Source organism: Variovorax sp. HJSM1_2 (assembly GCF_049316285.1).
Lineage (GTDB): Bacteria > Pseudomonadota > Gammaproteobacteria > Burkholderiales > Burkholderiaceae_C > Rhodoferax_B.
In genome coordinates, this window is the sequence record NZ_JBMOXA010000005.1 from 199,003 (window position 1) to 224,036 (window position 25,034).

17 protein-coding genes and 1 pseudogene are annotated in these 25,034 nt (G+C 57.6%); 9 read left to right on the plus strand and 9 right to left on the minus strand.

The window, feature by feature from the left end:
• Positions 1 to 21 precede the first annotated feature (21 nt).
• The 5 genes from ACFQ95_RS07790 (at position 22) to ACFQ95_RS07810 (ending at position 4,329) form a co-directional block, all read left to right on the plus strand.
• Positions 22 to 792, plus strand: a complete 771-nt coding sequence (locus ACFQ95_RS07790) for an SURF1 family protein (protein ID WP_422830275.1) — start codon at positions 22 to 24, stop codon at positions 790 to 792.
• Entirely contained in the window at positions 725 to 1,465 is a 741-nt protein-coding gene (locus ACFQ95_RS07795; RefSeq protein WP_422830276.1) for a hypothetical protein, read from the plus strand. The genes ACFQ95_RS07790 and ACFQ95_RS07795 overlap by 68 nt, the downstream gene beginning before the upstream one ends.
• Before the next feature lie 130 nt (positions 1,466 to 1,595).
• On the plus strand, positions 1,596 to 2,765 hold the full coding sequence (locus ACFQ95_RS07800; RefSeq protein WP_422830277.1) for a COX15/CtaA family protein: 1,170 nt from the start codon (positions 1,596 to 1,598) through the stop codon (positions 2,763 to 2,765).
• Entirely contained in the window at positions 2,762 to 3,697 is a 936-nt protein-coding gene (cyoE, locus tag ACFQ95_RS07805; protein WP_422830278.1) for a heme o synthase, read from the plus strand. Before ACFQ95_RS07800 ends, cyoE begins: the two co-directional genes overlap by 4 nt.
• Positions 3,698 to 3,714: 17 nt before the next feature.
• Entirely contained in the window at positions 3,715 to 4,329 is a 615-nt protein-coding gene (locus tag ACFQ95_RS07810) for an SCO family protein (RefSeq protein WP_422830279.1), read from the plus strand.
• Positions 4,330 to 4,411: 82 nt separating this feature from the next.
• Here ACFQ95_RS07810 and ACFQ95_RS07815 read toward each other — a convergent pair whose 3' ends face one another.
• From ACFQ95_RS07815 to ACFQ95_RS07830, 4 genes are all read right to left on the minus strand, one after another.
• Positions 4,412 to 5,473: a Bug family tripartite tricarboxylate transporter substrate binding protein gene (locus ACFQ95_RS07815; protein WP_422830280.1), complete on the minus strand. Its 1,062-nt coding sequence runs from the start codon at positions 5,471 to 5,473 to the stop codon at positions 4,412 to 4,414.
• A gap of 159 nt (positions 5,474 to 5,632) precedes the next feature.
• Positions 5,633 to 6,565: an RNA polymerase sigma factor RpoH gene (gene rpoH, locus ACFQ95_RS07820; RefSeq protein WP_422830281.1), complete on the minus strand. Its 933-nt coding sequence runs from the start codon at positions 6,563 to 6,565 to the stop codon at positions 5,633 to 5,635.
• 457 nt (positions 6,566 to 7,022) lie between these two features.
• Positions 7,023 to 7,181: a hypothetical protein gene (locus tag ACFQ95_RS07825; RefSeq protein WP_422830282.1), complete on the minus strand. Its 159-nt coding sequence runs from the start codon at positions 7,179 to 7,181 to the stop codon at positions 7,023 to 7,025.
• Between the two features lie 267 nt (positions 7,182 to 7,448).
• Entirely contained in the window at positions 7,449 to 7,934 is a 486-nt protein-coding gene (locus ACFQ95_RS07830; protein ID WP_422830283.1) for an Lrp/AsnC family transcriptional regulator, read from the minus strand.
• 134 nt (positions 7,935 to 8,068) lie between these two features.
• On the opposite strand from ACFQ95_RS07830, the gene glmS reads away from it, so the two are divergent.
• Entirely contained in the window at positions 8,069 to 9,970 is a 1,902-nt protein-coding gene (gene glmS, locus ACFQ95_RS07835) for a glutamine--fructose-6-phosphate transaminase (isomerizing) (protein WP_422830284.1), read from the plus strand.
• A gap of 745 nt (positions 9,971 to 10,715) precedes the next feature.
• On the opposite strand, the gene ACFQ95_RS07840 is transcribed toward glmS, so the two are convergent.
• Positions 10,716 to 13,553, minus strand: a complete 2,838-nt coding sequence (locus ACFQ95_RS07840) for an AAA family ATPase (RefSeq protein ID WP_422830285.1) — start codon at positions 13,551 to 13,553, stop codon at positions 10,716 to 10,718.
• 267 nt (positions 13,554 to 13,820) lie between these two features.
• Here ACFQ95_RS07840 and ACFQ95_RS07845 point away from each other — a divergent pair, with 267 nt between their 5' ends.
• The 3 genes from ACFQ95_RS07845 to ACFQ95_RS07855 all read left to right on the plus strand — a co-directional run bounded on the left by ACFQ95_RS07845 (position 13,821) and on the right by ACFQ95_RS07855 (position 20,193).
• The gene (locus ACFQ95_RS07845; RefSeq protein ID WP_422830286.1) at positions 13,821 to 15,326 is read left to right on the plus strand and encodes a hypothetical protein; all 1,506 of its coding nucleotides are present in this window, start codon (positions 13,821 to 13,823) and stop codon (positions 15,324 to 15,326) included.
• A 393-nt stretch (positions 15,327 to 15,719) separates the two neighbouring features.
• Positions 15,720 to 17,591, plus strand: a complete 1,872-nt coding sequence (locus ACFQ95_RS07850) for an ATP-binding protein (protein ID WP_422830287.1) — start codon at positions 15,720 to 15,722, stop codon at positions 17,589 to 17,591.
• 322 nt (positions 17,592 to 17,913) lie between these two features.
• Positions 17,914 to 20,193 (plus strand): hypothetical protein, encoded by a 2,280-nt coding sequence (locus ACFQ95_RS07855; RefSeq protein ID WP_422830288.1) that lies wholly within the window; start codon positions 17,914 to 17,916, stop codon positions 20,191 to 20,193.
• 226 nt (positions 20,194 to 20,419) lie between these two features.
• On the opposite strand, the pseudogene ACFQ95_RS07860 reads toward ACFQ95_RS07855, so the two are convergent.
• From ACFQ95_RS07860 to ACFQ95_RS07875, 4 genes and pseudogenes are all read right to left on the minus strand, one after another.
• Positions 20,420 to 21,664, minus strand: a pseudogene (locus ACFQ95_RS07860) (amidohydrolase family protein); the annotation flags it as partial.
• A 736-nt stretch (positions 21,665 to 22,400) separates the two neighbouring features.
• Positions 22,401 to 22,895: a hypothetical protein gene (locus ACFQ95_RS07865; protein ID WP_422830289.1), complete on the minus strand. Its 495-nt coding sequence runs from the start codon at positions 22,893 to 22,895 to the stop codon at positions 22,401 to 22,403.
• A 41-nt stretch (positions 22,896 to 22,936) separates the two neighbouring features.
• A complete protein-coding gene (locus ACFQ95_RS07870; protein ID WP_422830290.1) occupies positions 22,937 to 23,491 on the minus strand; it encodes a hypothetical protein in 555 nt (184 codons plus the stop codon).
• A 632-nt stretch (positions 23,492 to 24,123) separates the two neighbouring features.
• Entirely contained in the window at positions 24,124 to 25,029 is a 906-nt protein-coding gene (locus ACFQ95_RS07875) for a LysR family transcriptional regulator (RefSeq protein ID WP_422830291.1), read from the minus strand.
• Between the last annotated feature and the right edge of the window lie 5 nt (positions 25,030 to 25,034).

Genomic DNA, 25,034 nt, shown 5'->3' on the forward strand with positions numbered 1-25,034 from the left:
CATTATGGCGCGCGGACTGTCGTGAGCCAAACACCATTGGGGGCGCCCGGGCTGCGTTTTTGGCTGGTGAGCTTGGCCGCAGTGCTGGGCATAGGCTGCACCGCCGCGCTGGGGCGCTGGCAACTGTCACGCGCGGCACAGAAAGAAGCCTTGCAGGCGGAGATGCTGGCCCAGCAGCAGTTGCCTGCGCTGGGGTGGGACAATTTGACCACGTCGCTGGCCGCAGGCGCCGACTATAGTCATTTGCTCTACAGGGCGGTTTCCGTGCGTGGGCAATGGTTGCCCGCGCATACTGTGTTTCTGGACAACCGGCAGATGCACGGCCAGCCCGGTTTTTATGTGGTTACACCGCTGCAGCCCAGCGCCGGCGGCCCTGCGGTGTTGGTGCAGCGCGGCTGGGTGCCGCGTAATTTTGTCGACCGCACGGCCTTGCCACAGATTGTGTCGCCACCGGGGGAAGTGCTTTTGCAAGGCCGAATGGCCCCCCCGCCCGGCAAGCTTTATGCCATGGGGACGGAGCAGGGCGGGGCCATCCGGCAAAATCTCGACCTGGAAGCGTTTCGCGTGGAAACTGGGCTAGACCTGTTGCCGTTGTCGGTGGTGCAGACCGGTGCGGCAGACGGCCCGCTGCAGCGCGATTGGCCGGTGGTCACCTCAGGGGTCGAAAAACATTACGGCTATGCGTTCCAATGGTTTGCGCTGTGCGCCTTGATCACAACACTTTATGTCTGGTTCCAAATTGTCCGACGCTACCTACTCCCGCGCAGACGCCAGCTCGACGGCAGCCGTTGACGAGCCTTTGGGCCTGACCATCCACAGCCTGCCCACGCCGCAGGATGCGGTCGCTGAAGATGCGCGGCGCACCTATGCCGGCCGCTGGAAGATGCTGGCCGTGATGCTGGTTTGTGCGGCGCCGGTGATCGCTTCGTACTTCACGTTCTACGTGATCAAGCCCGAAGGCCGTCCTGCGTATGGCGACCTGGTGGAGCCGGTGCAGCCTATGCCGTCGTTGCCTACGCTGGCGGCGGTTGGCGCTGGCGGCGAAGCCAAGCCGTTGACGGCTTTGCGTGGCCAGTGGCTGCTGGTGACGGTGGGCGGCGCCGCCTGCGACGCCGTGTGTGAACGCAACCTTTATCTGCAGCGCCAGTTGCGCGAAAGCCTGGGCCGCGAAAAGGACCGCATGGACCGCGTCTGGCTGGTGACCGACAACGCCCCGATTCCAGACGCCTTGATGCCCGCGCTGAAGGGCGCCAGCGTGTTGCGTGTGGACGCGGCCGCACTCGCTGCCTGGCTGCATCCGGCCCAAGGCCAGGCCTTGTCTGCCCACCTGTATGTGGTCGACCCCATGGGCAACTGGATGATGCGTTTCCCGGCTGCAATGGACAACACGGGTGCCGCATCCGCAAAGCGCTCGGTTGAGCGTTTGCTGCGTGCCTCCGCGTCCTGGGACGAGCCGGGACGATGATGTTGCTCACCCCCAGTCTGCGCGTACTTCGTGTCGCTGCGCCAACCCCCTTGCGGGGGGCAACACCCATGGCCCGGCAAAGCCGGCTCCATGGTGTTCCCCACGGAAGACAGTTGAGCTTTGCTTGCTGATGGATACACCTGATCTCTACAACCTCTCGCCGCTGCTGCAGATGATGCTCGGCGGCCTGGTGCTGGCCGTGGGCCCGCTGGCCTGGGTGTGGCTGCGCAACAAACACAGCACAACGGCCGGCCGTCTGCAGGCACTCACGGTGCTCACGCTGTTCCTGACCTTTGACCTGGTGGTGTTCGGCGCCTTCACACGCCTCACCGATTCCGGCCTGGGTTGCCCCGATTGGCCTGGCTGTTACGGCCATGCCAGCCCGGTGGGTGCGCACGGCGACATTGCCGCCGCACAAGCCGCCATGCCCACGGGCCCGGTGACGCACCAGAAGGCCTGGATAGAAATGATCCACCGCTACCTGGCCACCGGCGTGGGTGTGTTGATTTTGGTGCTGGCGCTGGTGAGCTGGCTGCAGTGGCAGCGCGCGCGCAAAAGTGGCGCCAAGGCCATCAGCCCCTGGTGGCCCACACTGACCTTGCTGTGGGTGTGTTTGCAGGGCGCGTTTGGTGCGCTCACCGTCACCATGAAGCTGTTCCCGGCCATCGTCACGCTGCATTTGCTGGGCGGGCTGGTGCTGCTGCTGTTGCTGTGTGCGCAGGCCGCGTTGTATGCGCGTGCCGATGGGCGTTTGCCCGCGCAGGTGTTGCCCAGCGGCCTGGTGTGGCTGCTGTGGGCGGGTGTGGCGGCGCTGGGCCTGCAGATTGCGCTCGGCGGTTGGGTCAGCACCAACTACGCGGTGCTGGCCTGCACCCAGTTCCCGACCTGCCAGGACAGCTGGTGGCCGGCGATGGACTTCCGTCAGGGCTTTGAGCTGTGGCGCGCTTTGGGGCGCCAGGGTGACGGCGGCAGCATCAGTTTTGAAGCGCTCACCGCCATCCATTACGTACACCGCTTGATGGCTTACGTGGCCGCCGTGTTGCTGGCGCTGCTGGCCTGGAAGCTGAACCGATTTGACAGCCTGCGCCAACCCGCGCGCTGGTTGGGATTTTTGCTGGTGGCCCAATTGGCCACCGGACTGAGCAACGTGGTGCTGGGCTGGCCGCTTCTGGCCGCAGTGCTGCACACCGGAGGTGCCGCCGCGATGGTGGTGGTGCTGACCTGGACCGTGTATGCCACCCGCAGCGCCACCGAACCCGTGGGCTTGTCCCACCTGAATGGACCGAGATTTTCTGGATGAGTGCCGCAGACACTAGCCCCCCCGCAGCCCCGACAACGCCGGCTGCAGCAAGCTTGCCCCAGCCTTCGCGCTTGCGGCAGTATTACGCCCTGACCAAACCTCGGGTGGTGCAGCTCATCGTGTTCTGCGCGCTGATAGGCATGGTGCTGGCCGTGCCCGGCGTGCCCACGCTGGCCGACCTGCAACTCTGGGCCACCGCCTGCGCTGGCATCTGGCTGGTGGCGGGTGCCGCTGCCGCCTTCAACTGCCTGGTGGAGAAGGGTATTGACGCCAAGATGAAGCGCACCGCCTGGCGCCCCACGGCCAAGAACGAACTGCCCGATTGGCAGGCGCTGGCCCTGTCTGCGGTGCTGTGTGCGGCTGGCTCGAGCATTCTGTACCTGTGGGTCAACCCGCTGACCATGTGGCTTACGTTCGCCACGTTTGTTGGTTATGCCGTGGTCTACACCGTGATCTTGAAGCCGCTCACGCCGCAGAACATCGTCATCGGCGGTGCTTCGGGCGCCATGCCACCGGTGCTGGGCTGGGCGTCGGTCACGGGCTCGGTGGGGCCCGAGGCGGGCATTCTGTTCCTGATCATCTTCTTGTGGACACCACCACACTTCTGGGCGCTGGCCCTGTACCGCGTCGAAGACTACCGCAAGTCCGGCCTGCCCATGCTGCCGGTGACACACGGCAACGAGTTCACCCGCCTGCAAATCCTGCTCTACACCTTTGTGCTGTTTGCCGCTTGCCTGATGCCCTTCATCTACGGCATGAGTTCGTGGCTCTACCTGGTGGTGGCCATCGTGCTGAGCATTGGCTTCTGTGCCTATGCCGTGGCGCTGTGGCGCAATTACTCAGACGCCTTGTCGCGCAAGACTTTTCGCTTTTCGTTGATCCATTTGAGTGCACTTTTTGCGGCTTTGTTGATCGACCACTATGTCTTTTGAATTTGAGGTCGACTTACATGCGCATGGATAAACGCAGTGCTATTAGAACAATAGCTGTCTCCGCTCTTGTGGCAAGTGCCGGTGGCATTTTGAGTGCTTGTTCTGAAGCCAAGCCCAGCTTTACCGCCGTGGACATGACCGGCGCCAACTACGCCAAGGACTTTCCGCTGACCGACCAGTTCGGCCAGAAGCGCAGCATCGCCGACTTCAAGGGCAAGCTGGTGGTGGTGTTTTTTGGTTTTGCGCAGTGCCCCGAGGTCTGCCCCACCACCTTGGCCGAGCTGGCCGAAGTAAAGAAAGCGCTGGGTGCGGACAGCGATAAGCTGCAAGCCGTGTTTATCACCGTCGACCCCGAGCGTGACACGCCGGAAGTGATCAAGGCCTATATGGCCAACTTCGACCCGACCTTCATAGGCTTGCGCGGCTCGGCCGAAGAGCTGGCCGCCGTGGCCAAGGACTTCAAGGTCTATTACAAGAAGGTGGAAGGCGCGACACCGTCCAGCTACAGCATGGACCATTCGGCCGGCAGTTATGTTTACGACACCAAGGGCAACCTGCGCTTGTATGTGCGCTACGGCAGCCCGGCCAAGGACCTGGTGGCCGACTTGAAGCAACTGCTTAAATCAGCGTAGATCACTTTGCTATAAAGAAAAGAGCTGCTACCGCTTGTTGAATAAGCGGCAGCAGCTCTTTTTGCTTAAAGGCGGTGGGCTCTTATTCGGTCGAAATGCCGCGCATGGTGATCACACCACCCAGTTGCGCCGTGTCCGACTTGATGCGGTTGGCCAAGCCTTCGGGCGACGAACCGACCACCTGCCAGCCCTGCACAAACAACTGCTGGCGAATCACCGGGCTGCGCACGATGTCGCTGATCGCGGTCGACAACTTGGCCACGTAGGCCTTGGGCATGGACGCCGGTGCGGCCACGCCGTTCCAGATTTCCATCTGGAAGCCACGGATGCCGATTTCGCTCATGCTGGGCACATCGGGCACCAGCGAACTGCGTGCGGCCGAGGTGACGGCAATCGCCTTCAGCTTGCCGGCCTTGACCTGTGCCATGGCCAGCGCCGGCGGCAGCATGGCAATTTCAATCTGCCCGCCCAGCATGCTGTTGAACACCTGTGCGTAGCCCGGGAAGGGAATGTGCACCGGGTTGATGCCGCTCTTGAGCTTGAGCAACTCCATGCCCAGGTGGCCCACCGTGCCCACGCCCGGCGTGCCGTAGCTCCACTTGTCGCCGGCATTGCGCGCGGCCACAAAGAAGTCGGTTGACGAGGCGTTCGCGCCGCCACCCACGTTCACCGGCGCGGCCAGCACCAGCGGCGCCGTGCCAATGAGCGAGATCGGGGCCAGGTCTTTGATGGGGTCGTAAGGCACCTTGGGGTTGAGCAACTTGGCAATCGTCATGTTGCCGTTGATCATCAAACCTATGGTGTGTTGGTCAGTGGCCTTGGCCACCACGTCCGCGCCGATGTTGCCACCCGCACCAACCTTGTTTTCCACGATCACCGGCTGGCCCAGGGCCTTGGCCAAGGGTTCGGCAATGGCGCGCGCCGTCAGGTCGGGTGACGAGCCGGCAGGAAAGCCGACCACGATCTTCAGCGGTTGGCTGGGCCAGCCGGCGGCGTTGTCGGCCGGGGCGGCGGCGGGCGCGGCCTGTGCCGACAGCCAGGGCGCCGCAACCACGCTGGCCACTGCGGTGGCGATGGCAGCGCGGCGTAGACGTGATGTGGATGGGCTATTGCGTTTGCTTGGGCGGGATGGGCGAGTGGTCATCTGGTTGTCCTCATTCTTGTGGTGCGGCACTGGCCGAAATCGTCATGAAAGCGCAAACAACAACGCCAGCGGCTTGCGCTGGCGTGGTGGTGGAAACCTGAACGTTTCAGAAAAAAGGCGCCGGGTGAGCGGCGCCTGTCTATTAAATGAACCAGTGCGTCAGGCGTAGTATGCCAGCGCCTTTTTCATCTTCTTCATGGCGGCCGATTCAATCTGGCGAATCCGCTCGGCACTCACACCGTAATCGGCGGCCAGCTCGTGCAGCGTCATGCCGCCAGAACCGTCGTCGTTGACCTTCAACCAGCGCTCTTCGACGATGCGGCGGCTGCGTGGATCGAGTTCGCTCAGTGCGGTGCTGATACCGTCGCTGGCGAGTGCGTCACGCTGACGCGCTTCGAGTTGGGCCGTAGGCTCCTGGTGTGTATCGGCCAGGTAGGCGATGGGGCCGTAGCTGTCTTCCCCGTCTTCGGATGGACCGGGGTCGAGCATCACGTCACCGCCCGACAGGCGGGTTTCCATCTCGATGACTTCTTCACGCTTGACGTTGAGCTGCTCGGCCATCGAGTTGATTTCGCCTTCGCTCAGCGTGTCGCGGTGTGTGCCATCAGCGGCATCGGCCTTGAAACCTTGCTTCATGGACCGCAGATTGAAGAACAGCTTGCGTTGGGACTTGGTGGTCGCCACCTTGACCATGCGCCAGTTCTTCAAGATGTATTCGTGGATCTCGGCCTTGATCCAGTGCATGGCGTAGCTCACCATACGCACGCCCTGGTCGGGGTCGAAACGTTTGACGGCCTTCATCAAGCCAACATTGCCTTCTTGGATCAGGTCACCGTGTGGCAGGCCATAGCCCAGATATTGGCGGGCGATGGACACCACCAGGCGCAGGTGCGAAAGCACCAGCTTTCCTGCGGCATCCACATCACCGTCGTTCTTCAACTGGCGGGCGTACTGCTGCTCTTGCTCCAGGGTGAGCATGGGCATGTGGTTGACGGCCGAAATATAGGCGTCAAGATTGCCCAGGGACGGTACAAGCGTCCAAGGATTTGCAGAAGTCAGTGCCGGTGCCATGGTTCCAGTTTGAATGTTCATACCAGATTCCCTTTCTCAGAACGAAATATTAGCACTCTATGGAGTTGAGTGCTAACGCGGAAGTTCCATATCTCTCTATGGAGTTGATAGCTTTTGTTTGGGATGCGCTTTAGACCCGGCAGAACCCGCAATCCAGGTATCAGCCTTAGACCTGTGCTGGGGCTTCGCGCTTTCTTTAAGTTATTGATGCATAAAGGATTTTTCGAGCTGCCCTACTCAGGTTGCGTAAGGTTTGATCCTGCTTCTGAGAAAAGATTGTTCGATTTTTCGAAACGCTGTTATTCCTTGGAAGCGACCTCGGCGCGACGCTTTTCCACCCTAAAAATGGTGCGGAGATAGCGCCTTGCCAGGCTGATGGCGCATAGGATGGCGGCTAACCGTTAGGCTGTATTGGTTCAAACAAGTGTCTGGTGCCGAAAAGACCGGGCGCCGTGGGGTACGGGCTGGCCGTGTTTAGTCAGCTGGCGGAGCGCGATACGTCCGTGGTGTGTAAGGCCGACAGTGCGGCGCCGTCGTGGCCCCACCATGTGCGCAGGTCATCAAAGGTCACGCGGCAACCGGTGCAACGGTAGAGGCCAGTGGGCGTGAGCGCACCGGTGCTGTCTCGGTCAATCACGGGGCGGTAGCTGGTAGCGCCGCAATGGCCACATTTGTATATGGTTTTGTACTGCATGGTTTAGCAGTACTGTAAGGGCACACAGGTGTTTCGGTCTGGAACAGTGTGTAACAACCAAGCAAAGATCAGGGCTTACCCGTAAAAAATCCTTGCCTTGAGAGGCCAGATGGGCTGCCTATTCCATGCCAAATACGGCCAATGTTGTGATCCAACGGCTTGGGCTTACTATCAAAAAGTAAGCCAGCCAAGCCTTGGTCGCACTTGGCGTCAGACCGGTAGCGGAATACTCGGCTGGAACTTGCTGCGCTTCAAGCTGAAGAAGGCTTTTACATTGCGCACATTGGCGTCGCTGGTGAAGAGGCGCTGGGCCAGCGCGAGGTAATCCGGCATGTCGCGCGCAAAAACGATAAGGCAAAAGTCTGGACCCGGCGACACCCGGTAACACTGCTGCACCGCAATGTCGTCGGCCACGCGAGCCTCAAACCCATCCAGGGATTCTGCGTCTTGCCGGTCAAGCGTGATCTCCACAATCGCCGTCAGCCCGTAGCCCAGGCTTGGCGCCAATCGCTCCGGGTTCAGCACGGCAATTTGCCGCTCAATCAGGCCCGCATCCAGCAATCGCTTCACGCGTCGCAAGCAGGTCGGTGGCGAAACGTGGATTTGCTCGGCCAGGGCTTGGTTGCTCAACGAGGCATCACGCTGTAGCTGCTCCAGCAAGCGAAAGTCCGTGGCATCTAATTCAATTTCTTTCATTTAAATGAAAATATAAACCAAAAATTTCACATGACTACATTGGTGAAATTTTTAGACTTTTATTGTGAAATTTTGAACGCATATGTCACGCTATCTCGCCTACGATGCGCTCCATTCTTTTACAGGAGTCTGTTATGTGCGGTATCGTTGGTGCAGTTTCTACACGCAATATTGTTCCAATCTTGGTGCAAGGGCTGCAACGCCTCGAATACCGTGGCTACGATTCCTGCGGTGTTGCCGTCCATGCCGGTAGCCTGGACGGCCAAGCCGCCACGGGCCTGCAGCGCGCCCGCAGCACTTCTCGTGTGGCGGAGTTGATGGCCCAGGTGGAAGAAGACAAGGTCGCTGGCGGCACCGGCATTGCCCACACCCGCTGGGCCACCCACGGCGCGCCCGCCGTGCACAACGCCCACCCCCATTTCAGCCACGGCAGCGGTGCCGATGCCGCCACCAAGCCTGGGCGTATTGCCTTGGTGCACAACGGCATCATTGAAAACCACGACGAACTGCGCACTGCATTGCAAGCGCGCGGCTACGTGTTCCAAAGCCAGACCGATACCGAGGTGATTGCCCATCTGGTTGACAGCCTTTACGACGGCGACGTGTTCGAGGCCGTGAAGGCGGCCGTGCGCCAACTGCGCGGTGGCTACGCGATTGCCGTGTTCTCCAAAGACGAGCCGCATCGTGTGGTTGGTGCGCGCGCCGGCTCACCGCTGATCTTGGGAGTGGGCCAGCAGTCGTCGGAAAACTTCCTGGCCAGCGACGCTATGGCGCTTGCGGGTGTGACCGATCAGATCGTTTACCTGGAAGAGGGCGATGTGGTCGACATGCAGCTCGGCAAATACTGGATCGTCGACAAGGCCCACAAGCCGGTCACCCGCACCGTGAAAACCGTGCACGCGCACAGCGGCGCTGCGGAGTTGGGGCCGTACCGCCACTACATGCAGAAAGAGATCTTCGAGCAACCCCGCGCCATTGCCGACACGCTCGAAGGTGTGGTGGGGATCACGCCCGATCTGTTTGACGGCCAGCCCGGTGAAGACGGCCGTATTGCCAGCGCGGCGCGTGTGTTCAAGGAAATTGACTCTGTGCTGATCCTGGCGTGTGGCACCAGTTATTACAGCGGTTGCGCGGCCAAGTACTGGCTGGAGTCGATTGCGAAGATCCCTACGCAGGTGGAGATCGCCAGCGAGTACCGCTACCGCGAATCGGTGCCCAACCCCAAGACGCTGGTGGTCACCATCACGCAATCCGGCGAAACCGCCGACACCCTGGCCGCACTGCGTCACGCGCAAAGCCTGGGCATGCAACACACACTGACCATCTGCAACGTTGCCACATCCGCCATGGTGCGCGAATGCGAGCTGGCCTACATCACACGTGCGGGTGTGGAAATTGGCGTGGCTTCGACCAAGGCTTTCACCACGCAGTTGGCAGGCTTGTTCTTGCTGACCCTGGCCTTGGCCCAATCCAAAGGCCGTCTGAGCGACGCGCAAGAGGCCGAGCATTTGAAGGCCATGCGCCATTTGCCAGCCGCGCTCCAGGCCGTGCTGGCGCTCGAGCCGCAAATCATCAGCTGGGCCGAAGACTTTGCCAACAAAGAAAACGCACTCTTTCTTGGCCGTGGCCTGCATTACCCGATCGCACTTGAGGGCGCGCTCAAGTTAAAAGAGATCACCTACATCCACGCCGAAGCGTATGCCGCTGGCGAACTTAAACACGGCCCCTTGGCGCTGGTCACCAGCGAGATGCCCGTGGTCACGGTGGCACCGAACGACGCATTGCTCGAAAAACTCAAAAGCAATATGCAAGAGGTGCGCGCACGCGGCGGTGTGTTGTATGTGCTGGCCGATGCAGATTCGCGCATTGAAAGCGGTGAAGGCCTGCACGTGATCCGAATGCCTGAGCACTACGGTGCGTTGTCGCCGCTGCTACACGTGGTGCCGCTGCAGTTGCTGTCGTATCACACGGCATGTGCGCGAGGGACTGACGTAGACAAGCCCCGCAACCTGGCGAAAAGCGTGACAGTGGAATAAGACAAGGCCCTTCGGGGCCTTTTTTGTTGTCTTAAATTGACTAAAGATATGGATAATTTCTATAGGTAAAAAGTCAAATTTACTAAAAATTATCAATTGTGGATAATTTGGACAAATATCTTTTTTACTGTGTGTAGAGCACAAAAGTGAAGGTCATCAGGAGTGTTTATCGGCGTGAGTCTCCGACGTCTTGATGCGAAAGGTGAGCTTCTACGGGGACCAATGGCGTTTTAGGCGGATTGAGTCGGTGGGCCGAGTTAGAGCGACCAGTCAAAAGCTGTTATTCCAAGCAATTAAAGTCGAAAGTGCCGAATTAGAGTCGAAAGTCTCGAGCTAGATTTGGCGTGCTTTTATTGCTTTGATGTACTTCTAAAGTCGAAAGTGAAGTCATTGACGGCATGAAACTTTCGGCCGTTGAGCACCACCGGAAAGTCGCTACGGGTGTCGACTATGGTGCCATCGAGATCAACGATTGCGGCAGGCCTGGCTCAATGGTGCAACTTAATAGAGTTTGAAAACACAAAATAGAGTTTGCAAAATTTGAGGCCTAGATCGTACAGGCCGAGAAATAGAGTTTGCAAATTATGAACCGTGGTCCCGCCGAGGTGCTGCTCTGCAGGGCAACCGGGCCTTTCCGGGGCTGAAGACAACCTCGAGTTGCCACCCATTTGTGGGTATCTTGGGTAGGTTAGGTTGGGCTCCCGTGTCCATTTTGGGTCGGCAGTGCATTCTTGGTGGGAGAAGTTTAAGTCGATGCCAACACGCAGCCGCACTTCTTGAATTTCTTGCCAGAGCCGCAAGGGCAGGGTTCATTGCGCCCGATCTTGATTCCGGCGGAAACCTGCTTGATCCTTTGAATTGCCAGTGGACGCCCTCCCGGGCGCCACTGTGGTATTGGATTGGCCTTGATTTCCGAGACTAGCTGGCGTTGGTTCGCGAGGGTCATGCGGGCCTGGGGTGTCAGGCCTTCCTCGTAGGCCTGAAGCCGCTCCATCTCCCGCTCGGCTTCTGAGTACACCCCGCAGTAGGCCAGAACGACGGCGTATTGCGCGCGGACGTCCAAATGCCGATTCAGCAGTTGGTTGCCCACTACCACCGGCATGACGTATCGCTCAAGGACTTCGCGCGCGCCCACGAAATCATGTCGTTCGACAAACTCGTCAGCGAGGTCTTGCCCGACACGTATGAGCGAGTCAATAGCGCCGGCCATGTTGTAGAACTTCATGGCATGGATTCGCGTTAAAGGCGCGAGCACATTGAGCTTGCCGGCCACCATTGCCTTGAGTTCAAGAGCATCCGCGAGCCGCTTAATGTCTGCATGATCAAGTCCCGGCTTGTTGATAAAAGCCCAGAGAGCGTCATTCTTTGCGCCAACGACCTGCTCCGGGCGAATGCCGAGAACCGCAAAGGTTTCGTCGATCACCTGCTCGACCACCCCCAGCGAGCTTTCGTAGCGCCGCAAACGAAAGAGAGCCGCCGCGGCGTTGTATAGGAAGATGCGTCGGTGGACAGTTTTCACCGGTAATCGGCTGTCCAACTCGCGAATCGCTCGTTGAACCCCCTCCTCGTTACCTTGATTCGAGTAATGAAGCATTCGCTTCATCAGGAAGGAAAGAGCTTCGTCCTCACCGAGCACTCCGCTGTCGATCAATTGCTCCATCGCCGCCAACCTAGGCGCCACACGGTCCATTTGTCCGAGCTTCATGTCCGAGAAGACAAGACCATCGAGAGCCCAATACCGCTGTTCGGGATCTGATCCGTCTTGGGCTACCAGCGCCTCTAGGCCGTGCCAGACCTCGACGGCAACGCCCATCTCATGGAACATCTCTTCGCCGATGAGGTCTACTAGCGTCTTGACGTCTCCAGTGGCCAGCAGAAGCCGCGTGTAGAGCGAGAGGCGCGCCGTGTTGCGACTACGTTGGAACGCCTCGATCATTAGGCTCTTGAGCGCGACTCGAGCCCTTGACGCGACATCGGCAGGCATGCTTGAAAGGTGTTGGCTTCCCACAATACGAATGGCGTCATGCAGTCGGATCTCCTTGTTTCCATAGATTTCCACGACTCCAGCAGTTCGTAACGCCCGGATCACGCCGGCCACAGTTCGCTCATCCATATCCAGGGCAGCGTCCAGCAGCTTGTAGATTTCGGCTGGGAGAAGGCCAACATCGGACAGGCTCAGCACCGCGATCGATTGTTGGGCGGCGATGGGGAACGCACCGAAGACTTTCGCCAAGATGATTTCTTGCGCTGTTTGGGTCAGGTTGGTCAATGCCTCGACGGCGTCGCACATCTGGTCGATGTGCCCCTCGTAGTCTTCGCGAGCAATCGTAGCGGCACTCCTGACGAATAATGGCATGCCAGCCGTTAGTGTCTTCAGACGCCCCATGGCGGCGGCGTTCCCTCGACCTCCCCACCCGACAGCCGCCGCCGCAACATCGTCGACACCCCACCCATTCAGAGGCTCTCGCGTCAGGCCCAAAAGGGCTTCGATCTCGGACAACGTTCCTATCGGCTGCGCCAGGAGCACGAATTTAAGGGCCGATGTGACATCAGCTATACGTTTGAGGCTCTCAGCCGAAACGCGGTGTACGTTGTCCAGCACAACAATCGGTGAGAGGCCCTCGCGCTTGAGGTAGATGTCCAACTGGCGCAGTGACTCGACGCCGGTGGCGCCCGGTAACAAGACCTGGCGCACCACATCCGAACCGGCGCCGGCCAACTTCGCCGCTAACTCACGTACCAGCGAGAGGGCGAGGGCCTCACTCGGAGTTTCTGAGCAGTCAAAGTACGCGCAGTTGTGGCGGCTATAGGTCGCCGCCTGTGATGCCCATGCAGTCTTTCCGGCACCCGAGAAGCCGGAAACGATCCGGACCCGGGAACTTGAGTCGATTTGAGGTTCGTGCTCTTGGGGGCGGTATTGCTCAGGAGGAGCGGGGAAGTCCTGCAACTGAACCAGGATCTGGTCGAAAAGTGACGGTAAATCTGAGATCACGAAGGTGTGATCCATATGGGGAGCTTCCCCGGCAGAGGCTGCCTGAACGCGTCCAGCCAGCTTCCACAAGAGGGAGTCGGGCGCTAGCATGGCGAGCGGCACTTTCGCGGCTCGATCAATGCACCATGAGACAGCCTCCTCAATGCTCGCCCAAGCCGGCGGAAGCTGACCAAGGTCACCAGAACACGCGCGGCCTGGCCACAGAATTTCAATATCGTCCGCCAGTTTTCCTGTCTCGACCTGATCCCTTAAGGACGGCCCCAAGGGGCGGTTGACCACCAGCACGAACTTCGCTCGGCCCCGCCGCCGGCCGTGCAAGTGTTCTTGCCGCAGCGCGTCGAACCGCTCCAGTGCCGATTTGATGTCAACCGGCATGATTGCCTGGCCGCGAGTCTTGACTTGGATGTAAGTCTGTCCTGCTGGCGTGATGACCTCAATGTCCTCATCACGCTCGACCATTATCGAGGTCGCGCCGATCTGCGCGGCATTAAGAAGACATGCGGCGGCATATAGGTGCTGATATAGGAAGCCGCGGTGCACAGCTTCAATGCGGATCTCTTGGGCTGGATCAAGCGTCTGGGTATGGGTCATATCGGCAAGAAAACTTGGCGTCGGGGCTCACGGGGCAATATGCCTGCGCTAGCAGATTCCCCCGTCTGAATGCAATACCTATGCTGTCTGCCGCTAACGGCGGAGTTTGCATTCACGTCATTCTGCCGACTATCCGTACGTTAACGAACGCCAGATTGATGCACTCGATGTCTCCCTTACTTGGGAAACTCCACTCTATATATTAGGCGACTTCAAAAACAAGACGGCGCGAGCAACGATTCAGCGCCTTACTCAGGGAGCTAAAGGATGGAACGAAAACGATTGGTGGGCGCAGCCGCGCAGGACGAGGCCTTGCGGGCGCTAACCCATTCGCGAGCTGGCATCGAATCCTCTCTTGCGCCCTTCGAGCCCAAAAGTACGTTCGAGGTCTGGTTTTCGACTTACCGTGGCATCGAAGAGCTGATCAACCTGCCGGGAGAACTGCGTGGCGAGCCGCTCCTCGAAGAAATTTTGGGTTTGTCCCTGCTTGACATGGATGGCGCGCTGCAGGCATTACCGTCCATCAAGGCAGGACTGGAGTCTCGCTTCTCCCGATTGGTAGCACAGCGACTGATGCGCATGCTCATCCAACTGCATGCCATCGCCACATCGTTTGCGATGCATCAGTTGCCTGCGGCTCGGGAGTTGACGAACGTCGGCGCCGCCATCGGCTACTTGCAGTCTCGCCGACGGCATCTGCTGGCCCTCCTTCACACGATTCCCGGCATCTGCAGGGGAACTCAGCGGCTGAACGATCTGGACGGCTTAAATCAGTTCCTTTACCTGATCGAGACTGCGGGCCTTGGGACAACTTCGATGCATCACAACATCATGCTGGCGCGGGTGTACCCGGATTTCGCCTTGGACGTCGAAAATGTGGGAATCCTGGCAAGCCACAGCTTCCACGGGCTGGACTTGTTGTTTCTAGAGCCTGAGCGAACAGCCATCACTGAAATGGCCGATGTCGACTTCACCGAGGTCAAGCTTGTTACTGTGAACCGCCGACTGATTTTTTCCAAGGCCGAGCTGGTGAACAATCTCGCGTTCATCGGGGCGGCATACGCAGAGTTCAAACTGCACGAGACATCATATGGCCAGTTGGCCACGTTCATCCACAGCCTGCTTCCTTTGGTGGTTGACGAGTATTTCGTTCGACTAACGGTTAAGCGCTTAGATGACTTGTGCTCAGCGCAGAAACTGCCCGATGCTCTCAGAAGTGCGCTTGTTATTGACAGCGCTGACTACGTCGACAATACCAGCACCTACGCGCCGTTCACCCGCGTCGGCAGCGACTTGGTCACTTCGATCACCCTACTCAGTCGATTCGCAAATCACTGGAAGAATGTCTGTCTGAACCGGGTTCGTCGATACCAGATCCGCTCCGGATTTATCTTTGAGCGGTCGGTCAAAGTTGCGCTGCGGGCCCAAGGGTTCGATGTCACGGAGATCAAGAGAGTCGGACGCGCCGAGTTCGACGTCGTTGCGACGCTCGACGGTGTGATCTACAACGTTCAGTGCAAGAACAACCTCGTCGATTTGAATCGGATCGAGGCCGACGTGCGAAGGTTTGTTCGCTACAACAGCTTCCTTGACCGGGCCTACCGGAAGGCCATCGAGAAGGAGCGCAGCCGCGAGCACGTGCTCGTGGGAGAACTGGGCCTGACTGCGATCAAGAATTTCGTTGTGAGCCGCTTCCCGGTCGCAACGCAGAACCCCCGCGTTTTGGCCTACGGTGAGATCTCACGATTCAGGTCCGTTGCAGAGGCTGCATAGGATCAATCACATGTGCGCAAGTGCACAGGATCCACCCGTCCCACCGTTGCTCAAAGCCAGGTAGTTTTATGGGGACATTTTGCTTCCGTCGTTGTTGCCATATGAGCGGCTTGGTTGCAAGTGACTTAGCGACGCAGGATTTAGAGCGCAGTTTCGAACCGTAGTTACTGCCCAGCTTTAGGTGAAAGGTCCGATCCTAGAAAGAGGCTGACGATGTGGCAGTCGGCTCAGCATAGTTGCCAAACAACTAGTAGGTAGTGTCCGCTGATCGCACACGGTGGAAAGGTGCCGCAGGCACTAGTTACGCCGTTCGCTCGCTGGTTCTGGGCCGTTCATCGTTTGCCTCATGCTCGTGTAGCATGCAAGGACTAAATAAACATTCTGGGGGGAGCAATGAAGCTGCGCATGCTAACGGTCTCGAATTTCCGTTGCTACAAGGCCCCGTTCACGATCTCGTTTGACGATCTGACGACGTTGATCGGCAAGAACGATGCGGGTAAATCGACCCTGCTCGAAGCGTTGGATGTCTTCTTTAACGAAAAAGTTCTGGACAAGCACGACGCCTCGAAAGGTGGCGATGCCAAGGCAGTAACCATCACCTGCGTGTTCGGTGATCTCCCGTCCGACATGATTTTGGATGAAACAGCGACCAGTAGCCTCGGCGACGAGTTCATGCTTAACGCGAGCGGCTTTCTCGAGATCACGAAGATTTTTAATTGTTCGATCGAGAAACCTAAGCTAACGACGATCCAGCTAAAGGCTGTCCATCCGACAGCGGCTAGTGTCAATGACCTCCTCTTACTAAAAATTGACGAGCTGAAAGATCGGGCTCAAGTAATTGGCGTTGATCTCAAAACAGTAAACAAGACTGTCAAACAAGAGCTGCGATCTGCTATCCGTGCCCAAGTGCAGGATCTCAAGTTGGCTGAAGCGAACGTGGTCCTAGTGGGCGATGGCGTTGACGACAAAGGTAATGCAGCCAAGGTCTGGGACGGTCTTAAGAGCTCTTTGCCGCTTTTTGCCTTGTTCAAGAGCGACCGCCAAAGCTCCGATCAGGATGTGGAGGCCCAGGATCCGCTGAAACTCGCAATAAAGGATGCGCTGGCAGCAAAGGCGGTGGAGCTTCAGGCAGTGATGAGCCATGTTGAGCAAGAGGTCAAGAAGGTGGCAGACCTCACGCTAACTAAGCTTCGAGAGATGGACTCTGGCGTTGCAGCCACACTTGCTCCCAAGTTTGATAAACCCAATTGGTCCTCCTTGATCAAAGCCAGTATCACTGGTGACGAAGAGATCCCGCTCAATAAACGAGGCAGCGGTGTCCGTAGGTTAATTCTTCTCAACTTTTTTCGTGCCAAAGTAGAGCGATCGATCCTTGAGAAGGGTGCCCAGTCGACCATCTATGCGGTCGAAGAGCCAGAGACCAGTCAGCATCCCCACAACCAGAGGTTGCTTATGCGGGCCCTACAGCAGTTGGCGTGTGGCGACGATCAGGTCATAGTGACCACACACACACCGACCTTAGCTCGCGCTCTTCCGAGTTCAAGCCTTCGGTTTTTATCCCGAGACGCTGCAGGTCAAAGGTCTATCCAGTGCGGCGGGGATGAGGCGGTGAACGCAGCTATAGCTGCGAGCTTGGGTGTGCTTCCAGATCATGCCGTCAAGGTCTTTGTAATCGTCGAAGGAATTCACGACATCACTTTCCTAAAGAATCTGAGCAAGCTTCTCCGTTCGCATGGAGAGGCTGTGCCGGACTTGGACGCCCTTGAGATGGCGGGCGAGTTAGTTTTTGTCCCAGCAGGTGGAGCTAACAACTTGGCGCTTTGGGCATCAAGGCTGTACACGCTCAATCGGCCCGAGTTCCATCTATACGATCGGGATGCGGGTGCGGCTGAGCCACCAAAACATCAAGCGAAGGTCGATGCAGTAAATCAGAGGCCTGCTTGTAAAGCAGTCTCAACAACGCGGCGAGAGGTGGAGAATTTCATGCATCACGAAGCGGTCAACGCATGCGCGAATGCCTTGCAATTACCGCTCACACTCAACGCGCCCTTCGGGCCTGACTCGGACGTTCCTGCGGACCTTGTCGCGGTGCTTAACCCGCTTGCCCCTGCGAGTTCTAAGTGGGGGCAGAACCGGGTGAAGGCATGGTTGGCCGAAGTAGTTCTAGCCAGCATGACTCCACAGATGGTGGCCGAAGTCGATCCAGATCGCGAGATGAAGTCATGGTTGACAGACATTGATCGCATGTTGCTTTTAGCCGTGTAGCGCGGAGCCGGCTTCGCTCCAGATTGCTTTCTCGACTCTCGAGCCCATGACAACGACTGCGTCCGATGCGGAAACGGCTGTCGAGGAAGCGGGGGACAAGGGTTCATTAGAGATGCACATGCCAGTGATCAATGTTCCCACTCCGCTTGCCAGGGAAATAGCCGATAGCTATACCCAAAAAATCGAGGAAAGAACGGGGATCGCCTTTGGACGCTAGCTCCCGTCGAATGGTTCGGCGAATCATTTCCGAATAACGTGCGCCGAGCAGATGCAGATAAAACACTTTCCGTTGTTTGGCGCTCCTGAAAGTTGAAAAAAAATTATGACCAATGCAGTCCCTCTTGCTCAAGGCCCTATCGTTGACCTTGCGATTCACACGCTTGGCTGGAAAGCCTTCCAAGACCTTTGCGCCCAGATCTGCTCGGTGGCCTTCTCGAAGACTGTCTCGATCTATAGAGAGGCACAAGACGGAGGTCAGGATGCAGTCTTCTTTGCGCACGGGATCGGGAGTGAAGGAATTCCGGGTGAGGTCACGGTCCAATGTAAGTTCAGCAGCAAGGAAAATCTGCGCCTGCGTGCAAACGATGTGACGTCAGAGCTTGCTACCGTGCGAGAGTTGACCGCCTCTGGGCGCGCGAAAATTTACTACCTAATCACAAGCCAAGGCGTTGATGCGCCAGTAGCAGCGGAAATTCGCGCTAGGTTAGCCGAAGCCGGCGTTGTTGAGCCCCATGTGCTGGGCCGAGAGTGGCTTACGCAACAGATTCGTGCCAGCGCTCGGCTTAGGGCGTTGGTGCCGCGAGTTTATGGTCTCGGCGACTTGTCCACGATCCTCGATGAGCGGTGTGCAGAACAGACACTAGCGCTGCTAGGGCATCTAAGACCCAGTTTAAAGGTGTATGTTCCGACGTCAGCTCATCGGCAAGCAATTCATGTGTTGTCTGAACACAAAATCGCACTATTGCTTGGAGCCCCGGCGACTGGCAAGTCAATGCTTGCAGCGATCCTTGCGACTACCGCAATTGACGGTGAGAGTCATGCTTGCATGAAGTGTGATGGGCCTCTGGAGCTTGCGGCTCGCTGGAATCCAAACGAGAAGAACCGACTTTACTGGGTAGATGATGCCTTTGGGCCAAACCAGTTGCGCTCTGATTACGTGGATGGATGGATCGCGGCCATGCCTAAGGTCAAAGCCGCGATTGAGCTGGGGAACCGCTTTATCTTGACTTCTAGGAGTCACATTTGGTTTGGTGCGAAGCCGAAACTTGGTACGCGTAACCTTCCCGTACTCGCAGATGGGAGGGCTGTCGTTGACCTAGGTACCCTAAGTCCTGAGGAGCGGGAGCAAATCCTTTACAACCACGTAAAGGCGGGTAACCAAACCGCGCTATGGAAAGCCCGGCTTAAGGGGTATCTACCGCAGTTGGCGAAAAATCCAATGTTGTTGCCTGAAATTGCGCGCCGGCTGGGAGACCCCAGCTTCACAAAAGGAATTCGAATTTTTTCTACCGATTTGGATAAGTTCGTATCGAAACCAGAGGAGTTCTTGAAACAGACGATTCAGGAGCTTGACGACGCGCATCAGGCTGCGATGACCTTGGTCTTTCTTCGTCAAGGAAAGCTACCGGCACATGAACTTTCAGGTGGGGCGACAAATTTAGTTTCGGCGAAATATGACGTGACCTCACGCGCCATTGCAGAGGCACTTCCTCAGTTGAATAGGTCATTTCTTTCCGTACGTCAGGACGGCGCTAGTCAAATTTGGGGCTTCGTTCATCCTACATTCACCGACGCGATTAGCAGCATGCTAAGCGCGCGCCCTGACCTTGTGGAGCTTTATGTTCAAGGAGCTCGACTCGAGACGTTACTGACTGAGGTCGTGTGTGAGGGAGCTTCTTCTATTCGCGATGCAGTTGTAGTTCCAGTGGCGGCCTCTGGCCGACTGGTCGAGCGATTGCTTGGTGCGCCAGATGAGCCGGATATCAATAGATTGGTCTTCGGATTCTTAGCCACTCGCGCGTCCGACGCTGTGGTCACGGATGTCATTGCGTCGGGGAGTGAAATACTCCGGCGTGAGTCCAGCAGTTTTTGGCGAGCTTCGAGTGACCCGAGGCTGCGACTTCTTGCCCGAGTAAACAAGCTGCATCTCTTGCCCGACGACATTCGATGGGATGTTGCCTATGAACTTGAGAGGTTCGCGCTGCAAGATTTCGACGTATCGTTTCTGGATGATGATGACATCCTGGCGCTGCTCCAACCAACGCGCATTCTGAACCTTGGTCTGCTGCTGGCAGGCACACTTGACAGCTCTTTGCCAACCAAGATATCTGAGATCGCGGAACAGGCTGATCCCGATTACGACGTTCCTGACCAATTTGACCAAGTGCGCAGCTTTGTTCGTCAGTTAAGAGATACCTTTCTGGAAGACGAAAATTTTCAAACAAGGCTGCAATCGTTGGATGTCGTGATCGACGATGCAATTTCGGAAGTGTCGAAGAAGAAGACACCTGAAGAGGAACCTGATAGTTGGCCAGAAATCTCACCTGCGAAGGTAGCACCGGCCCCAAAGGGACGGTCGATGTTCAGTGACGTTGATGAATAGCGATATTCCGCCGTTGTATTGGTGTTATCCAGGCGCACTTTAGTCGCTTCACATTTGCTCTCGGACTACTCAAGTAGTGACGATGAAAACACTAATCGCGTCAGGCTGCCACCGAATGGTTGTTTGACCTCCAGGATGCAGTGGTTAGTGTCTTGGAAGAGCGCAGACGTTCTCCCTAAACAACGGAGCCTGGCACTTCGACATCGTCAAAGTGCCCTGTTCGGGTTTACACCGCCCAGCAAGCGCAGCCTAACGCGCCCCAAAAACTCTTGAAGTCAGAAACAGGCGCATCCCCCGCCCATGACTTCGCGTGCTGGTGACCATGTACTTGGCAAGCAGTCGCACATGCGCAGGCCACGTTTTGCATTGCGGCCTGTAGGGGCTTGCCTTCAGCCTCGCCCCAAGCGCCATAACCTTTGAATGTGCGCACCGGCGACCAATCTGGCATCGCCAGCGGCGGCTCAGAATCGTCGTGCGTCGCAAAGTCGCCCGCACCCCACACCACACGTCCACCCACCACCGTCAGCAGAGAGGTCGTGTCGATCAAGTCACTCTCGGCACAGGAGAAGAAATCGCGATCGGGCACCATCAGGTCGGCCAGCATGCCTTCTTCGATCCGTCCCTTCTTTCCTTCCTCATTGCTGAACCAGGTCACTTTCTCTGACCACATGCGAAGCGCGGTCTCGCGATCCAAACAGTTGCGTTGAGGATAGAGCTGCATCCCTCCGACAGTCTTTCCTGTAATGAGCCAAGAGAGCGAAACCCATGGGTTGTATGAAGCCACCCGCGTCGCATCCGTGCCTGCGGAAACCTTCAGGCCCTTTTCCAGCATCTTGGCTACCGGCGGTGTCGCCTCCGCAGCGCCGTGTCCATAGCGCTCGACGAAGTATTCGCCTTGGTACGCCATGCGGTGCTGTACAGCAACGCCGCCGCCTAATGCTGCAATACGGTCCATCGATTGTTCGGAGATGGTTTCCGCGTGGTCGAAGAACCAGTTCAGGCCTTCGAGGGGCGTGTCCTGGTTGACCTTCTCAAAGACATCCAATGCACGGCTGATGGTTTCATCGTAGGTCGCATGCATGCGCCATGGCCAGCGGTTCTGTGCCAGGACACGAACGACCTCTTCCAAGTCGTCCTCCATCTCTGATTGCATGTTAGGGCGGGGTTGGCGGAAGTCCTCAAAGTCAGCGGCCGAGAACACCAACATTTCGCCCGCACCGTTGTGGCGGAAGTAGTCGTCACCTTGCTTGTACTTGGACCCGGCGGTCCATCGCAGGAAATCATCTTTCTCTTGCTTGGGCTTTTGGGTAAACAAGTTGTAGGCCAGTCGGATGGTCAACTGCTTCTCTTTAGACAACTGTTCGATCACCTCGTAGTCTTCAGGATAGTTCTGGAAACCACCGCCGGCGTCGATCGCGCCCGTCACCCCCAGCCGATTGAGCTCGCGCATGAAATGCCGTGTGGAGTTGACTTTTTCGTTCGTTGGCTCGATTAGCCTTCAGGTTGAGTGCAATTACCACTTACGTTTGGCAAATTCAAGCGCCCAACATGGCTAGATCGGATGAGGATTTGAGTCAGCGTCCTACAGGGGGGGCGATGGCATTGATCCAGAACTAGACCTGCCAAGGCTGGCGGGGGCTGCCTGATTCAAGTTGAATAGACGGATTTTCCAGTCCTTGTCGAAATCAACGTCATGCGCAGCGGTGCCACGACCCAACTTCTCCTTGAGGCAAGGAAGAAGGGCGTGAGTCGTCACGGACTGAGTGCAGCCTCGACTTGCCCCACAACGCTCCCACTGTCGCGGCCAAGGGCAGCACTGATTTTCAAGATGACAAACAGCGTCTGCTGGCATTTAGAGGGCTCAATACGACCGTAGTAAGAGCGCTCCACATTGGCCATACTGGGCAGTGATGCCTGAGTAACTCCAGCTCCCAATCGCGCCTCCCGCACCACGGCCCCAAAAGCGTCAGCACAGGAATCCTTTGGTCAACTGACCTTTGCCTATATTAGGGATCAACCCTTCCTTGAAGGCCCACCGATTTGGCAAAAAATTCGAGGCTACGCCAATATTGATGCGGAAAGTCAACCTGAGTATCTAGTGAAATCTTCTGGGGCATATTGGTTGTGCTACCCAATATGCCTTGTTGAACCGCCACCATGGTCTGACATTAGATTGAGGCTTCGCGTCGATCCCGACGCTACGAAAGTCAGGTGTAAGCGAGGAGCCGACCGGTGAAGATCACGCCTGTCCATGCGGTCAGTGACACTCCCGCCCCGATTCGGGCAGCGACCGGGGTTATAGAGGCATCCGCCCAATCGTTCACGCGGCGGTAGACACCGCCGTGGAATACCAGCACGTTGAGGCAGGCGAGGATCAACAAACCAAGCTTCCAGGGTGCAGCTCCAGTGCCGGCAATCACCGTCGCTTGCGCACTGAGCAGTGCGATGCCTGTGATCACGGCGATGGCAAAACCGACATGGGAGACGGGCAGCAGATTGCGAGCAGCCGAGGTGACAGACACAACGTGGCGTCCAACTCCCAGCAATCGTAGGTCGAAAGTGAAAGCCGGGCCAACAAGGACAGCGATCCCGAGGATGTGGCTAGCTTCAAGCGCGGGATAGAGGTATTCGGCGCTGCGCACCGCCTCGCCGAGCGCAGAGCCCTGCAACAGCTTCAGCAGCGCGTTTAGTAATTCAGCCATGGTTCGTTCAATTCCGCTCGGTGCGATAGCGTCCGCTAGCCTTACTTCGGCAGCGGAGCCCGCACCGGAAGCGTGTTGCCAATGATCTGATTCACGGGAATTGCGTCAGGTCCGTACCAAAATACAACGGGCCGAAACAAGCCGTCGTCTGTCCGATTGATGTAGCCGACCGCCTGGAAGCGCTCCCCGATCTTCAGCGCGCGAGCCAGCCCCCACCTGCCCGACCAGGCCGGCGGCGCGATGACGATCTCTAGCCCCTTTTGGGAGCCTTTGTACGAGGGCGCGGCATTGACCCGGATGCTGTCCTCTGGATCTTGCAACTCTTTTGGAATAACCAGTCTGGGAGTGCGGGCGGGCAAGCTGGTATCCAGGGTTACATCGAATAGCGAGTGCGGATTACCCCAGACTCCATCGGAAGATACTGTTCCCGCGATGTAGATGAGATGGTCTGTGTTGAAGCCGGGCCACCCGTGATGTGCGAACGCCGGTAGGGCGGGTAAAAACGAGGCCAGCGCAGCAGCGCCGATGATCACGCGTCGTCGGCCGCGCGATACAGCCTTATTCCCAAGAATGTGTTTCTGGTCGGCATTGGGCATTCTTCATCTCTCCGCTTTAATCAGTTGCTCCACTAAGCCCACAGGGCACGACGTCTCCGCCAGCCCAGAGGCATCGGCACTAAATTTTTCAGACCCTTTATGTTGCGGCTCAGCAGTCAACCCGACTAGCTAATGAAAACTTAAAAGCTATATTAGTTGGGGTAATCAATGCTCCATGGCACACTTCCAGCGAGAGCTTACGCTGTCTCCTCATCGATAGGGTTGAACCTGCCGGGAGCCACGATTTCATGGGCGGGGGGCAGGGGATCAATGCCTCGGCCTCCACCAGAGCACTGCGGTCAAACTCAGGCTGGAGGTAAAGTTCGAACTATTTCTGCGAAATGGGTTTAAGCACCCGGCCAAAATCTGATGAGCCTCGCACCCGTGTAGAGATTCACGCTAGCCATCGGTTTTCCAACTCGCAAGTTGAGCACTTAAATTGGCCGACGTGATCAAATTTTCTACAGCTGTATCACCCATTCCCCGGCGTGGTACTGGGTACTCTACACAGCCAAATCGAAGCCTCTGGCCTTTATATCAACGTGCGGCAGATCTTCCAGGCCTGTACCAACGCATCGAAAACCACGGAATCGTAATGGTTGGCGCAAGGGCTGGCTGCACCATCGGCAAGCCTATTGCTGTCTCGATCCGGTGAAGCGCAGCGCTTTAACCACCAGAGAAAACGCAGGGGAAGGTTGTCGCTTGCTGGGGTAGTACAGATGGTAGCCAGAGAACTTGGGGCACCAGTCCTGCATTACACGCACAAGGCGGCCCGATTCGATGTGCTGCATCAGCTCATCTTCCGGCAGGAGAGTTATACCCATTCCAGCAAGGGCGGCATCCACCTGCGGAATGGTGGTGTTGAAGATCAAAGGTCCGTCGACACGGACATTGACCTTGCGGCCTCGCTTCTGAAAGTCCCACACGTACAGTCCACCAGAAGTCGGCATGCGCTGGTTAATGCATTGATGCATGGTCAGATCAGCGGGCGTCTTGGGGATGGGGTTGACCGCAAAGTAGTCGGGCGAAGCCACCACGGCCATCTGCAACGGCGGCCCGATAGGCACAGCGATCATGTCGTTATCAATCGTGTTTCCCATCCGAACGCCGGCATCGAAGCGATCGGCGACGATGTCTCGGAAGCCGTAATTCATGTCGAACTCCAGCTTGACCTCTTTGTACTCGCGCAGCAGTGGCATGAGTTTGGGCAAAAGAATCGTGTGCAGCACATGATCACCGCAGGTGATTCGCACGGTGCCAGCTGGCTTTTCGCGCAGCTCTGTCAAAGCTGCTAGCTCGGACTCGATCTCGTCGAAGCGGTGGCCAATGGCTTTCATGAGCCGTTCTCCGGCCGATGTCGGCGCCACGCTGCGCGTGGTGCGCGTCAGCAAACGGATCTGCAGTCCTTCCTCAAGTCCTCGAATGGCCTGGCTGAGCGCCGATTGCGTTACGCCGAGTGTGCCAGCGGCTTTGGTGAAGCTTCCTTCACGTGCGACCGTCACAAAAGCCAATAGATCATTGAAATTACGTCGAGGCATATGGA

What these genes read in the sequence shown, in the direction of transcription:
- cyoE (WP_422830278.1), top strand. Translation starts at nt 2,762, where the DNA reads ATGAGTGCCGCAGACACTAGCCCCCCCGCAGCCCCGACAACGCCGGCT.
- ACFQ95_RS07810 (WP_422830279.1), top strand. Translation starts at nt 3,715, where the DNA reads ATGCGCATGGATAAACGCAGTGCTATTAGAACAATAGCTGTCTCCGCT.
- ACFQ95_RS07800 (WP_422830277.1), top strand. Translation starts at nt 1,596, where the DNA reads ATGGATACACCTGATCTCTACAACCTCTCGCCGCTGCTGCAGATGATG.
- ACFQ95_RS07830 (WP_422830283.1), bottom strand. Translation starts at nt 7,934, where the DNA reads ATGAAAGAAATTGAATTAGATGCCACGGACTTTCGCTTGCTGGAGCAG.
- ACFQ95_RS07865 (WP_422830289.1), bottom strand. Translation starts at nt 22,895, where the DNA reads ATGGCTGAATTACTAAACGCGCTGCTGAAGCTGTTGCAGGGCTCTGCG.
- ACFQ95_RS07855 (WP_422830288.1), top strand. Translation starts at nt 17,914, where the DNA reads ATGACCAATGCAGTCCCTCTTGCTCAAGGCCCTATCGTTGACCTTGCG.
- ACFQ95_RS07840 (WP_422830285.1), bottom strand. Translation starts at nt 13,553, where the DNA reads ATGACCCATACCCAGACGCTTGATCCAGCCCAAGAGATCCGCATTGAA.
- ACFQ95_RS07815 (WP_422830280.1), bottom strand. Translation starts at nt 5,473, where the DNA reads ATGACCACTCGCCCATCCCGCCCAAGCAAACGCAATAGCCCATCCACA.
- ACFQ95_RS07870 (WP_422830290.1), bottom strand. Translation starts at nt 23,491, where the DNA reads ATGCCCAATGCCGACCAGAAACACATTCTTGGGAATAAGGCTGTATCG.
- ACFQ95_RS07850 (WP_422830287.1), top strand. Translation starts at nt 15,720, where the DNA reads ATGAAGCTGCGCATGCTAACGGTCTCGAATTTCCGTTGCTACAAGGCC.
- ACFQ95_RS07845 (WP_422830286.1), top strand. Translation starts at nt 13,821, where the DNA reads ATGGAACGAAAACGATTGGTGGGCGCAGCCGCGCAGGACGAGGCCTTG.
- ACFQ95_RS07875 (WP_422830291.1), bottom strand. Translation starts at nt 25,029, where the DNA reads ATGCCTCGACGTAATTTCAATGATCTATTGGCTTTTGTGACGGTCGCA.
- glmS (WP_422830284.1), top strand. Translation starts at nt 8,069, where the DNA reads ATGTGCGGTATCGTTGGTGCAGTTTCTACACGCAATATTGTTCCAATC.
- rpoH (WP_422830281.1), bottom strand. Translation starts at nt 6,565, where the DNA reads ATGAACATTCAAACTGGAACCATGGCACCGGCACTGACTTCTGCAAAT.
- ACFQ95_RS07795 (WP_422830276.1), top strand. Translation starts at nt 725, where the DNA reads ATGTCTGGTTCCAAATTGTCCGACGCTACCTACTCCCGCGCAGACGCC.